Source organism: Pseudomonas sp. B22129, from assembly GCF_044218875.1.
Lineage (GTDB): Bacteria > Pseudomonadota > Gammaproteobacteria > Pseudomonadales > Pseudomonadaceae > Aquipseudomonas.
Map to the genome: position 1 here is coordinate 559390 of NZ_CP162592.1, position 13704 is coordinate 573093.

8 protein-coding genes, 2 tRNA genes and 2 rRNA genes are annotated in these 13704 nt (G+C 57.6%); 3 read left to right on the top strand and 9 right to left on the bottom strand.

The features are described 5' to 3' along the window. Positions 1–6: 6 nt before the first annotated feature. A complete protein-coding gene (gene rimI, locus AB4P94_RS02630) occupies positions 7–459 on the bottom strand; it encodes a ribosomal protein S18-alanine N-acetyltransferase (protein WP_017737118.1) in 453 nt (150 codons plus the stop codon). After that, positions 452–1198 (bottom strand): energy transducer TonB, encoded by a 747-nt coding sequence (locus tag AB4P94_RS02635; protein ID WP_395611285.1) that lies wholly within the window; start codon positions 1196–1198, stop codon positions 452–454. Before AB4P94_RS02635 ends, rimI begins: the two co-directional genes overlap by 8 nt. Positions 1199–1385: 187 nt before the next feature. On the opposite strand from AB4P94_RS02635, the gene mksB reads away from it, so the two are divergent. From mksB to mksF, 3 genes are read left to right on the top strand one after another with little or no spacing between them, the layout of a single operon-like run. Then, positions 1386–2663 (top strand): Mks condensin complex protein MksB, encoded by a 1278-nt coding sequence (mksB, locus tag AB4P94_RS02640; protein WP_395609281.1) that lies wholly within the window; start codon positions 1386–1388, stop codon positions 2661–2663. Beyond that, on the top strand, positions 2653–3360 hold the full coding sequence (mksE, locus tag AB4P94_RS02645; RefSeq protein WP_395609282.1) for an Mks condensin complex protein MksE: 708 nt from the start codon (positions 2653–2655) through the stop codon (positions 3358–3360). Before mksB ends, mksE begins: the two co-directional genes overlap by 11 nt. After that, complete coding sequence (gene mksF, locus AB4P94_RS02650; protein WP_395609283.1) at positions 3357–6197, top strand: Mks condensin complex protein MksF; 2841 nt, start codon at positions 3357–3359, stop codon at positions 6195–6197. Before mksE ends, mksF begins: the two co-directional genes overlap by 4 nt. A 170-nt stretch (positions 6198–6367) precedes the next feature. Here mksF and AB4P94_RS02655 read toward each other — a convergent pair whose 3' ends face one another. The 7 genes from AB4P94_RS02655 to AB4P94_RS02685 form a co-directional block, all read right to left on the bottom strand. After that, complete coding sequence (locus AB4P94_RS02655; RefSeq protein ID WP_395609284.1) at positions 6368–8671, bottom strand: MlaD family protein; 2304 nt, start codon at positions 8669–8671, stop codon at positions 6368–6370. After that, on the bottom strand, positions 8664–9287 hold the full coding sequence (locus AB4P94_RS02660; RefSeq protein WP_395609285.1) for a paraquat-inducible protein A: 624 nt from the start codon (positions 9285–9287) through the stop codon (positions 8664–8666). Before AB4P94_RS02660 ends, AB4P94_RS02655 begins: the two co-directional genes overlap by 8 nt. Further along, positions 9274–9933, bottom strand: coding sequence for a paraquat-inducible protein A (locus AB4P94_RS02665; RefSeq protein WP_395609286.1), 660 nt, complete (start codon positions 9931–9933; stop codon positions 9274–9276). Before AB4P94_RS02665 ends, AB4P94_RS02660 begins: the two co-directional genes overlap by 14 nt. 155 nt (positions 9934–10088) lie before the next feature. Then, positions 10089–10204 (bottom strand): 5S ribosomal RNA (rrf, locus tag AB4P94_RS02670). A gap of 155 nt (positions 10205–10359) precedes the next feature. After that, a 23S ribosomal RNA gene (locus tag AB4P94_RS02675) occupies positions 10360–13251 on the bottom strand. Positions 13252–13498: 247 nt separating this feature from the next. Then, a tRNA-Ala gene (locus AB4P94_RS02680) sits at positions 13499–13574 on the bottom strand. 30 nt (positions 13575–13604) lie between these two features. Next, positions 13605–13681, bottom strand: a tRNA-Ile gene (locus tag AB4P94_RS02685). Positions 13682–13704 lie beyond the last annotated feature (23 nt).

Below are 13704 nucleotides of genomic sequence, written 5' to 3' on the forward strand. Positions count from 1 at the left end.
GTGTGTTTAATCGACCAAGGTACAGGCCATCACGACTGCATCTTCACGACCACCCACGGCGGGATAATAATCCCGGCGACGGCCAATCTCATTGAAGCCATAGCGTTCATACAAGCGGAAGGCGCCGGTATTGCTGTCACGCACTTCCAGAAAGCACTCGCGTGCACTGGCGGCATACGCGCGGGACATCAAATGCTCCAGCAACGCCAGCCCCAGGCCACGGCCCTGGTTCTCCGGCTTGACGGTAATGTTCAGCAAATGCGCTTCATCAAGGATGATTTGCACCACACCATGCCCCACCTGCTGCTCGCCTTCGAACATCAGCCAGATCTGGTACTTGCCCAGCCCATCGAGAAAAATCCCGCGGGTCCAGGGGTGGCTGAACGCCGCGTATTCGATTTTCAGCACGGCATCGAGGTCAGCCTCGGTCATCGGGCGGAAGGTTAAAGCCTCACTCATCGGTTGTTTTCCAGCGCGCCATCAGCCGGCGCATGGCTTGCCAGACATCAGCCTTACGCTGTGGCTCTTCCATTAATAATTCCAGGCCCGGCAGGGCCCATACCGAGCCCAGGCCTTCGACCTGCAGCTCGCGGTACCAGGCTTCGGCATTGGCCTCACCGGCAAACCGCACGGCGGGCAGGCCGATCAGCCACAGGCACACGCAGGGTTCGTCTTCCAGGCGCGCCGACACAAAACCTTGCACAAAATCCCGCGCGGCTTCGGGGCCCTGGTCCATGTTGCCGCGCACCAGCAACGGCCAGCGCACCGGATCACCGATGATTTGCGGGCTGTCGGGCAGGCCGGCGGCGCGCAGCATATCCTTGAGCAGCATATAGGCCGGGTCGCGGGTCTGGAAACGCTCGCCCGTGGGCAGCTCCACCAGCAGCAGGCAGCGCCCGGCACGCAGCAATTGCAGGGCGAAGCGCGGCGGCGGCACGACCGGCGCCTTGACCACCGGCGCAGCCTCTTCCACAGCCTTGGCCGCCTTGCTCACCGGTGACGGGCGCGGCACTTCGATCTTCGCCCGTTCGACGACCGGACGTGTCTGCGGGGCAGGCTTGACCACCGCCACCGGCGCCGCAGCCTCCTCGCCCGACGGCTCGAACGCCTCATAGGGCTCAAGCGCCTGCAACAACTCAGGCCGCGAAGGCGCGGCAAACGGCAGTTCGGTGCGGGGCAGCCAGTTGACCACCTGCATGGCGGTCAAGTAAGCGCGACGTCGGGACTCGATAAGCACAGCTCGGCCACTTGTGGATAACTAAAGAGCGGGGATTCTACCGCTGTTCGGTAACAATCGCCCACTGCGCACTGACCGGCTGTGGATAAATCCCACTCCCGATGCAGTACAATCGCGACTTTTAATCGCCAACCAGCCGGCCATTCCGATGATCGAACCCAAGCGCGTCTTGCGCGCCCTCGCCGAACACTGGGCCCTGCTTGAGCCACTGTGCGAACACTTCGACCAAGGCACCTTGAGCCTTGGCGAGCTGCGCGCACAATTGGCGGCCCAACAACTGGACAGCACGCCACAGGACATTACCAGCCTGTTGGACGTGTGGATTCGCCTGGATATCCTGGTGCCTGTCGCCAAGAGCCCGAACCGTTTCGAGCTCAATGCGCAGATCCATGACTTCCTGGCCTATCTTCGCAAGGAGCACCGGCTTGGCCTGTGCCTGGAAATCGAAGCCTACCTGCGCCACCTTGAGCGCCTGGCGGGTTATATCCAGGACGCCTTCGACATTCGTGATGGCCACGACCTGGCCCGCCAACTGCGCTTGCTGGACATGCGCGTGCGGGACGTGCTGAAAAAACTCGCCAACGACGAACAGGCCCTCGCTGCCGTGGCCGACCGCGCCAAGACCAGCGACCGGCAGATTCCGTTGCGCCAGCGTTATGCCGAAGTGCTGGCGACGTGGGACGAATACGTCGAACCGATGATCCAACTGGTAAACGCCGACGGTGCTTTCGAGCAAGGCGTACGCAAGGTGGAGAACGTGTTGCTGCGCATGCTCACCGAGCAACAGCGCCTCGGCCACTTGGTAGACGACGATATGCTGCTGCGCACCCATGCGCGCATCCTCGAAATGCAGACCAGCGCCCAACTGACGTTGCGCCATGCCCGCGAACTGCTACTGCCGCTGCGTGAAGAAGCACGCCGCCACAACGCCGTGACCCGTGGCGCGGCACTGGCTCTGTCGGCCATTCGCCGCAAAGGCTTGGACGCGGTGCCGCAGGCTGCAATGCCGATGTTTACCCGGCCGCAAAGCACCTTCCTAGGCAGCGCCAGCCAGGTGGAAGCCTATGTGTACGCCCTGGCGAACTTCGAGCCGAAACCCGCGAAGTTTCCAAAAGCGCACAAGTCCTACAAAGGCGAAGCCCAACGTGCACCGCGCACGGTCAAGGAAATGCTCGAACGTTGCGAAGACGCGCTGCCGATGCCAGACCTGATGACCTGGCTGCTGGAGCAGGAACCGGACGGCGCGACCGACGAATTGCTGTACTGGTTCTCGCGCCTGTCCCGCGAAAAACGCTTCAAGCGTGAACGCCTGGAACGCCGCGACTACCACACACACGAGCACCAGGTCAGCCTGCGCTCATTCGCCCTGCTCCCGGCCAGCAGCGATATAGCCGAGAATTCTGCGAGTACCCCTCATGCATCTTGATCTATCCGAACTGTCCCAGCTGGCGCCGATCTTTCGCGAGCTGTTCAAGGGTTACCACGTCAGCCGCCGCGACCCGGAGCTGTACGCGCAACTGTCGAACTTCCAGGACCAGTACCGCACGCTGTTCAAGGCCCTGGGCTTCGAGCTGGTGTGTGATACGCGCGGTTTCTATTACTTCGTGCCGGATTCCGCCATTGCCAGCGCGCAGGTGAACAAGACCGCGCAACGCCTGGCACTCTTCACCTTCATCCTTGTCGAGCACTTGGCCGACCAGGGCCGCGATCCGATTGCCGTGCTCGACGGTGGCAGCCTGGGCCGCGATGAACTGCCGTCGCTGCTGGAAAAATACCGCGACCTGTTTATACAGGCCGAAGTGCAGACCCAGGAAGAGCTCGAAGAAAAAATCATGCGCCGCATGACCCAACTGGGTTTTGCCAGCGAAGACAACGGCGTGTACCGCTTCCTGCCGCCGATGCACCGTTTCCTCGACGTGTGCCTGTCGGTGCAGCAGGACCGCGATCTGGCGGCCAGCGTGCACAGCGTGTTGCCATTGCCGGCGCCGGTGATCATCGATGAAGACAGCGATGAAAAACTGCTGAAAACCGATGACCCGCTCGATCTGAGTGACTTCGAAGAAGAAAACGAAGAAGACGCCCTGGCCCGCGCCATTGCCGAAGAACAGGAGACCGATGCATGAGCAAGGAACGCTACGGCATCCGCCGCTTCGCCCTATTGAACACCGCCGGTTACAGCCTGGGCCTGTTCCCGCTGGAAGAGCCGTTGTCGGTGTATGGCGCAAACAACTTGGGTAAGTCTGCGTCGATCAACGCTTTGCAGTTCCCGATTCTGGCGCGCATGTCGGACATGAGCTTCGGCAAGTACACCTTGGAACAATCGCGACGCTTCTACTTCGCCACCGACACCAGCTACATCCTCGTCGAAGTGTCCCTGCCCCACGGCCCGCACGTGATCGGCGTGGTCGGTCGCGGCCCGGGTGGCGGTTTCGGTCACCAGTTCTTTGCCTACGCCGGCAAGCTGGATTTGGCTCACTACCAGAAGAACGACACCTGCCTGCGTCAGAAAGAGCTGTTCACCAACCTTGAACGCGAAGGCCTCAAAGCCTACGAACTCAAGCCGGACGAACTGCGCCGCTTGCTGGTGGGAGGCCACACGTCGATTCCGCTGGACCTGACACTGATTCCGCTGCGCTCCACCAGCGAGCAAAGCCTGAAGACTTTCCGCGCACTGTTTATCAACCTGCTGCACATGCGCGAAATCACGGCCGCCAAGCTCAAGCAATTGTTCCTCGATGCGTTCGAGCACAGCCTGCGTTCCGGCAGCGTGGACTACATCGCCGCGTGCGAAGAAGCCTTCCGTGATGTAAGGCGCATGGAACAGGACTACAACTCGCTGGTGGCTGCCGGGCCGTTGGTTGAAGCGCTCGCCAATGGCGTGCGCTTGCGCGATGTATTGCGCGGCAAATTGCATCGCCTGTCGCCCTTGCTGGATTCGTTGCTGGGCACCTGGTCGGACTACGCCAGTGCACGCAAGGAAGAGCTGACCATCCAGGCCGAACATTACCGCAACGAGCAGGACGCGCTGCAGAACGATCAGCGCGGCGGCACTCAAGAGCTGATGCGCCTGGAGCGTGAAATCAGTGGTATTCAGCGCTGGTTGGGTGAGCTGTCGGTGCTCAAGCATCGCTTTGCGTTGGTGGATGACGTCAAAGTGCTGGAGCAGCAACTGCTGGCGGCCAAAGATGCCCACGATGAACTCGCGGGCGCGTTGGCGCAGTCGCGGCAATTCAGCGCCGAGGACCTGGACGAGCGTTTGCGCGACCTGGAGAAACGCCTGAAGTCGGTCAAGCAGCAACTCGACCACGCGGACAACAACAGCTACGCCAAGCTGCGCGAAGAATTCTCACAGCCGGATGTCGAGCGTCTGATGCGACTGTTCAACAGTTCGTTGTTCAGCCTGCCGTTGGGTGCGCATGGCATCACGCTGGACGAGGAAGGCTTGTGGGTCAAATCCCTGGAGCAGATCCTCGATGGCTTCAAGGGCGAACGCTTTGAAGTGCCGGGGCTGTCCATCGACATCTCGCACATCGAACCGCCTGCATTGCAGGCCTTGGCGGATCGCGCGGCGTTGCGCGACCAGAAAGAGCGCCTGGAAAAAGAACTCAAGCAGCTGAAAACCCAGCAAGCCGTGGCGGCTGACCGTGCCGCGAGCAAGACCCAGACCGAAGCGCTGTACCAGCAAGTGCTGGATGCACAAAAGGCGCTGGAAGATTTCCGCCGCGCGCAAACCCTGAGCGCTGAAGAAGGCGAGAAACTGGAAAACCTGGCGCAGATGGAAGCAGCCCAGGATGAATTGAAACGCTCCAGCGATGCGTTCACCGAGCGTGTCCAGCAACTGTCGGCCAAGCTGCAACTGGTGGGCCGCCAGATTGGCGATATGGAGGCCAAGCAGCGCACGCTGGACGACGCGCTGCGCCGTCGCCAATTGCTGCCGGCGGACTTGCCGTTCGGCACACCGTTCATGGACCCGGTCGATGACTCCATGGACAACCTGCTGCCACTGCTCAATGACTATCAGGACAGCTGGCAAGGTTTGCTGCGCGCCGATGGCCAGATTGAAGCGCTGTATGCACAGGTGCGCCTGAAAGGCGTGGCCAAGTTCGACAGCGAGGATGACGTTGAGCGCCGCCTGCAACTGTTGATCAACGCCTATGCGCACCGTACCGACGAAGCCCTGACCTTGGGCAAGGCACGCCGTGCGGCCGTTACCGATATCGCGCGGACTTTGCGCAATATCCGCAGCGACTACGACAGCCTCGAGCATCAACTGGCGCTGTTCAACCGCGAGATCAACAAGCGCCAGGTGTCCAACTTGCAGAGCTTCCGCATCGTGCTGGCGCCGAACAAGGAAGCCCTCAAGCATATCGACCAGATCATCCACAGTGCCGGTCAGTATGAAGAAGGTGAAACCCTGTCGGTGTTTGACCTGAGCCAGAGCGCCGAGCAGGACAACAAGAACGAAGAGGCCAAGGAATACCTGGCTCGCCTTGTGGCCGCCAACCATAACCAGTTGGGCCTCAAGGACTTGTTCGAGCTGGCGTTCGAAATCACCAAGGTGCACGGCCAGCCGGTGATTCACACCGACATCGACGGCGCCGCGTCCAACGGCACCACCATGACCATCAAGGCGCTGACCAACATGTATTTGTTGCTGCACTTGATGGACCGCGACCAGGCCGGGCGTGTGCGGTTGCCGTACTACCTCGACGAGGCGGCGGATATCGATGAGAAGAACCAGGCCGCGCTGCTGGAAACCAGCTTGCAGCTTGGCTTCGTGCCGATCCTGGCCAGTGTGAAGCCGCAAGTGTCGGCCCAGGTTGCGATCGACCTGGAAGGCGGTAGCGGGCCGAACGGGATCTATATCGATGAGGCGGACTGGAAGTACATCCGCCGTCACGATGTAGTGAAGGCAACGCTGAATGTGCAGGCGGATGAGCCGGAGCTGGATGAGGTTTGATCGGCTGAGCTGAAATGCAAAAAGGCCCCTGGATGAGAATCCAGGGGCCTTTTTTGTAGCCTGTTCCGGCCTCATCGCGGGCAAGCCCGGCTCCCACAGTTGTTCGCATTCCAAGAGGATATACGCGGTCGAATGTGGGAGCGGGCTTGCCCGCGATGGCCGCGACGCGGTTATTTGCCGAGCGGGATTTTAGGCGCCCAGGTCAGCCATTCATCTTCAAACTTGTCGAACAACGGGAAAGTCTGCTGCGGCCTTGCCGCATTGCCCATCCGCTCGCCATCCGGTGTAGCAAAGGCAATTCCCCCGGCAACCAATGTCTCCAGAGACTCAGTACGCACCGTCGCGCCCTTGAACAGGCCAAAGTCGAGACCAAACCCGCTGGTGTTCCAGAAACGGCTGCCGCTACGTACCAAGGGCGCGTACTTGGGTTCGATCAGGATGTGGATCAGCACGCGGTCGGCGGTCTGGCCCAGCTCGTAGCCGGTGACTTTGCCGACGGTGACCTCGCGATAGGTAACCGGTACGCCTTCTTTGAGCGAGCCTCGACGTGCGGCGCTGAGTACCAGGCTCAAGCCTTCTTCCTGATGAACAGCCGATGGTGGTTCGCTCAATGCGACGAAGCTCTTTTGCGGCCCGACGTTTTTCGCGGCCGGTTGCACTTCGATGTATTGGCCAGTGACCAGGGTTTCCAGATTCGAGGTTTTCATCAGGCCCAGCTCAGGCTTGACCACCCAGAACTGGCTACCCGTGCGCGCGATGCGATCGGCGACTTGGGTAATGCGCGCACTGAGCAGGACCGATTGCATGTCGGCGCTGAGGTCGACACTTTCGATCTTGCCCACGTCCAGGCCCTTGAAGCGCACCGGTGTGCCGGGGCGCAGGCCGTCGGCGCGGTCCACTTTAATGGTGACGAGGGTGCCGTGTTGGTTGGCGGCTTCCCGGTCGGTGAAGAGGCGGAAACGCGGGATGCGTTTTTTCAACGGCACATTCGGTTCCGGTGTTTCGAACGCGATACCGCCGGCCATCAGGCTGGCCAGGGATTCACTTTTCACCTGAATACCGCCGGTGAGGCCACCGGTCAGGGTGACGCCGCTGGCGTTCCAGAAGCGGGTCGAACCGTTGACCAGGTTCTCGTACTCTTTCTCGATGTGAACGCCGATCACTAATTGCTTGTTCTTGCGCGAGAACTGGTAGCTCTGCACCGAACCGACTTTGACCTGTTTGTAGAGGATTGGGCTACCGACATCCAGGGAGCCAAGGTTGTCGGTGAACAGCACCATATGCAGGCCCGGGGAGCGCAGGTCCAGCGGTGGCGCTTTGGCACGGGCGACGAATTCGCGTTGCGGAGCGCTGCCTTTGTCACCCGGGCGGATGGCGATGTAGTTACCTTTGACCAAGGCCTCGAGGCCAGTAATACCGGCCAGGGAGATGGAAGGCTTGACCACCCAGAATTGGGTGTCTTGCACCAGGTAATCTTCGGCCAGCGGGTCGAGGGTCAACTCTGCATTCGCGCTGGACAGGTCCGGATCGATCTTCAGGGTTTTCAGGCTGCCGACCTGGATACCCTTGTACATGACCGGCGTACGCCCGGCCTGCAAACCTTCGAAGTCAGTGAGTTTGACCTTGACCTTGATACCGGCGGCGGCGGCGTCGAAGTCTTCATAGAGACGGAAAGGCAGGCTCGGATCGGTCGGCGGGCTGTCCTTGCGATTCTCCGGCGTAGCAAAGGCGATGCCGCCAGCGACGATGCTGGAGAGGGATTCGCTGCGCACCTTCACGCCGGAGAGGTTGGCGTCGATGCTGATGCCGCTGGCGTTCCAGAAACGTGTGTGCTTGCGCACCAGATTGGCGTAGGTCGGCTCGATATAGACCTTGATCTCGACAGTGCTCTGGTCTTCGGACAGCAGATAGCTTTTCACCTGGCCGACTTGAATCTGCTTGTAGAACACCGGGCTGCCACGATTCAGGGAACCCAGGCGATCGGCTTTGAGGGTCAGGTGCAGGCCGGGCTTGGCATCGGATAACGGTGGTTCTTCGGAGAGCGCCTTGAATTTACGCGAGGGCTCTCCGTCGCCAGGGCTGGCGGCGATGTAGTTGCCGGAGACCAGGGTTTCCAGGCCGGTGATGCCGGCAAGGCTGACGCTGGGCTTGACCAGCCAGAAGCGCGTGTTGGTTTTGAGGTACTGCTCGACGTCCTTGTTCATCTCGATGGTGGCAATCACCCCGCGATTGTTACCCTCGTCGTCGAGGGCCAAGGCTTTGACCTTGCCCACGGGCATGCCTTTGTAGACCACTTCGGTCTTGTTGACCTGGATGCCCTCGCCGCTTTCAAAGCGCACCTGGATCTCGATGCCTTGTTGGGAATAGGCACGCCACCCCAACCAGCCACCGATAATCAGGGCAATCAGAGGCAACACCCATATGGCCGACCAGTTGGAGGCTGGGCGGGTTTTAGCCTTAGGCAAATCACTCATGGTCGTCGTCCGACTCCGTGTTATCCCAAATCAGTCGGGGATCAAAAGTTACTGCGGCAAGCATCGTCAAGATCACCACACTGGCGAACGCTGCAGCGCCGAGATTGGCCTCGACGCTGGCAAGCCGCCCAAAGTTTACAACCGCCACCAGGATGGCGATCACGAAGATATCCAGCATGGACCAGCGGCCAATGAATTCGATAAAGCGGTACATCACAATGCGTTGTTGCGCGGACAGCGGCTGGCGGCGTTGCACAGAGAACAGTAGCAGGCCTATACCCACCAGCTTGAAGGTCGGCACCAGGATGCTGGCGATGAACACAACCGCAGCGATAGGAATCATGCCGTGCTGCACCAACTGGATGACGCCGGCCATGATGGTACTGGGATCGCCCTGGCCCAGGGAATTGATCGTCATAATTGGTAACAGGTTGGCCGGGATATACAGAATGGCCGCAGTGATCAGCAAAGCCCAGGTACGCGCGAGGCTGTTAGGGCGGCGTGCATGAATCAACGCGCCACAGCGGGTGCAGATTTGCTCTTCGGTGTCCGGCTCTTGCTTGTTGAGCTCATGGCATTCGGTACAAATCAGAATGCCTGCATCAATCGCCCGCATGATCATTCTCCCCAGACAGCGCCTGCCAAATCTGGTGGGGCGACATCACCACCTCCAGCAGCACCTGAACCATTAATAAACTGATGAAACAGATCAGGCCCAAGCCGACCGTGATGGCAGCCATGTCCGCGAGCTTAACGATCGCCACGAGCACACCCATCAGGTAGACCTCCAACATCCCCCAATCTTTTAGATGGTGGTAAATGCGGTAGAGCAGCAAGCCATAGCTGCGGCCGACTTTCCAGCGAATGCTGAGCAGCACGGCTAACTGGCAGAGCAACTTGAGCAGGGGAACGCCCATGCTGCACAGGAACACCACGGCAGCGACACCTTGCATGCCAGTGTCGAACAGACCGACGACACCACTCCACACGGTGTCCTCCGAGGACTGCCCAAGTAGATTGAGCTGCATGATGGGTAAAAAGTTCGCCGGGATGTATAGCAATAACGCCGCTATTACCAAGGCGAGGCTTCGCTCAACGACATTGTGGCGATGGGCGTACAGTTCGTAGCCGCAGCGTGGGCATTGGGCTTTTTCACCGAGGGCGAGCGAAGGCTTGCGCATCAGCAAGTCGCACTCATGGCATGCCACCAGTTCGTCCAGTGGTAAATCCGACACCTCAAGGGTATCAACCGGATCGGGCATAGATAGGGCTCTGACTCTAAAAAAGGTTAGGTGCCTATTCTAGTGGTCTGGTTCAGAAATAACTGTGCAAATTTGTCGGTAGACGTGGGCGATATTTCCGACCGCCCAAAACAAAACCCCTGTTTGCGTTAGCAAACAGGGGTTCTGGAATTTAATCTTGACGATGACCTACTCTCACATGGGGAAACCCCACACTACCATCGGCGATGCATCGTTTCACTACTGAGTTCGGGATGGGATCAGGTGGTTCCAATGCTCTATGGTCGTCAAGAAATTCGGGTACTGACTCGTGGCTTATGCCTCGCTTCAGCAAATTGGGTATGTGACAGCTTTCGGTGTTTTGTGAACGTCGAACTTTCGGTTCATCTCGTCTTCACACACCGCAATCTGATGCTCTTTCGAGTAGTCAAATTGCTTGGGTGTTATATGGTCAAGCCTCACGGGCAATTAGTATTGGTTAGCTCAACGCCTCACAGCGCTTACACACCCAACCTATCAACGTCGTAGTCTTCGACGGCCCTTCAGGGAACTCAAGGTTCCAGTGAGATCTCATCTTGAGGCTAGTTTCCCGCTTAGATGCTTTCAGCGGTTATCTATTCCGAACATAGCTACCCGGCAATGCCACTGGCGTGACAACCGGAACACCAGAGGTTCGTCCACTCCGGTCCTCTCGTACTAGGAGCAGCCCCTCTCAAATCTCAAACGTCCACGGCAGATAGGGACCGAACTGTCTCACGACGTTCTAAACCCAGCTCGCGTACCACTTTAAATGGCGAACAGCCATACCCTTGGGACCGGCTTCAGCCCCAGGATGTGATGAGCCGACATCGAGGTGCCAAACACCGCCGTCGATATGAACTCTTGGGCGGTATCAGCCTGTTATCCCCGGAGTACCTTTTATCCGTTGAGCGATGGCCCTTCCATACAGAACCACCGGATCACTAAGACCTACTTTCGTACCTGCTCGACGTGTCTGTCTCGCAGTCAAGCGCGCTTTTGCCTTTATACTCTACGACCGATTTCCGACCGGTCTGAGCGCACCTTCGTACTCCTCCGTTACTCTTTAGGAGGAGACCGCCCCAGTCAAACTACCCACCATACACTGTCCTCGATCCGGATAACGGACCTGAGTTAGAACCTCAAAGTTGCCAGGGTGGTATTTCAAGGATGGCTCCACGCAGACTGGCGTCCACGCTTCAAAGCCTCCCACCTATCCTACACAAGCAAATTCAAAGTCCAGTGCAAAGCTATAGTAAAGGTTCACGGGGTCTTTCCGTCTAGCCGCGGATACACTGCATCTTCACAGCGATTTCAATTTCACTGAGTCTCGGGTGGAGACAGCGCCGCCATCGTTACGCCATTCGTGCAGGTCGGAACTTACCCGACAAGGAATTTCGCTACCTTAGGACCGTTATAGTTACGGCCGCCGTTTACCGGGGCTTCGATCAAGAGCTTCGCGTTAGCTAACCCCATCAATTAACCTTCCGGCACCGGGCAGGCGTCACACCCTATACGTCCACTTTCGTGTTTGCAGAGTGCTGTGTTTTTAATAAACAGTCGCAGCGGCCTGGTATCTTCGACCGGCATGAGCTTACGGAGCAAGTCCTTCACCCTCACCGGCGCACCTTCTCCCGAAGTTACGGTGCCATTTTGCCTAGTTCCTTCACCCGAGTTCTCTCAAGCGCCTTGGTATTCTCTACCCAACCACCTGTGTCGGTTTGGGGTACGGTTCCTGGTTACCTGAAGCTTAGAAGCTTTTCTTGGAAGCATGGCATCAACCACTTCGCTAACTAAAAGTTAGCTCGTCATCAGCTCTCGGCCTTAAGATCCCGGATTTACCTAAGATCTCAGCCTACCACCTTAAACTTGGACAACCAACGCCAAGCTGGCCTAGCCTTCTCCGTCCCTCCATCGCAATAACCAGAAGTACAGGAATATTAACCTGTTTTCCATCGACTACGCTTTTCAGCCTCGCCTTAGGGACCGACTAACCCTGCGTCGATTAACGTTGCGCAGGAAACCTTGGTCTTTCGGCGTGGGTGTTTTTCACACCCATTGTCGTTACTCATGTCAGCATTCGCACTTCTGATACCTCCAGCAAGCTTCTCAACTCACCTTCACAGGCTTACAGAACGCTCCTCTACCGCATCACTTACGTGATACCCGTAGCTTCGGTGTATGGTTTGAGCCCCGTTACATCTTCCGCGCAGGCCGACTCGACTAGTGAGCTATTACGCTTTCTTTAAAGGGTGGCTGCTTCTAAGCCAACCTCCTAGCTGTCTAAGCCTTCCCACATCGTTTCCCACTTAACCATAACTTTGGGACCTTAGCTGACGGTCTGGGTTGTTTCCCTTTTCACGACGGACGTTAGCACCCGCCGTGTGTCTCCCATGCTCGGCACTTGTAGGTATTCGGAGTTTGCATCGGTTTGGTAAGTCGGGATGACCCCCTAGCCGAAACAGTGCTCTACCCCCTACAGTGATACATGAGGCGCTACCTAAATAGCTTTCGAGGAGAACCAGCTATCTCCGAGCTTGATTAGCCTTTCACTCCGATCCACAGGTCATCCGCTAACTTTTCAACGGTAGTCGGTTCGGTCCTCCAGTTAGTGTTACCCAACCTTCAACCTGCCCATGGATAGATCGCCCGGTTTCGGGTCTATTCCCAGCGACTAGACGCCCTATTAAGACTCGCTTTCGCTACGCCTCCCCTATTCGGTTAAGCTCGCCACTGAAAATAAGTCGCTGACCCATTATACAAAAGGTACGCAGTCACAGAACAAAGTCTGCTCCCACTGCTTGTACGCATACGGTTTCAGGATCTATTTCACTCCCCTCTCCGGGGTTCTTTTCGCCTTTCCCTCACGGTACTAGTTCACTATCGGTCAGTCAGTAGTATTTAGCCTTGGAGGATGGTCCCCCCATATTCAGACAAAGTTTCTCGTGCTCCGTCCTACTCGATTTCATGACTAAGAGATTTTCGCGTACAGGGCTATCACCCACTATGGCCGCACTTTCCAGAGCGTTCCGCTAATCTCAAAGCCACTTAAGGGCTAGTCCCCGTTCGCTCGCCACTACTAAGGGAATCTCGGTTGATTTCTTTTCCTCAGGGTACTTAGATGTTTCAGTTCCCCTGGTTCGCCTCTTACGCCTATGTATTCAGCGTAAGATAACCATCTTATGATGGCTGGGTTCCCCCATTCAGACATCTCCGGATCAAAGTCTGTTTGCCGACTCCCCGAAGCTTTTCGCAGGCTACCACGTCTTTCATCGCCTCTGACTGCCAAGGCATCCACCGTATGCGCTTCTTCACTTGACCATATAACCCCAAGCAATCTGGTTATACTGTGAAGACAACATTCGCCGAAAATTCGAATTTCTCAACTAAGAGAACTCACAAATTTTACCTTAGCCTGATCCGTTACCAGTGAAAGTAACGTTCAGTCTATCTTTCTATCACATACCCAAATTTTTAAAGAACGATCTAATCAAAGACTAGAAATCAACATTCACCATCAACCTGATGGAATGCTCATTTCTAAGCTTTCATAACGTAGAAGCAGTAGTGGTGGAGCCAAACGGGATCGAACCGTTGACCTCCTGCGTGCAAGGCAGGCGCTCTCCCAGCTGAGCTATGGCCCCGTATTTCTACAGGCGTTTCCCACACAAAATTGGTGGGTCTGGGCAGATTCGAACTGCCGACCTCACCCTTATCAGGGGTGCGCTCTAACCAACTGAGCTACAGACCCAATTTCGGGCTGCTTCTTATCGT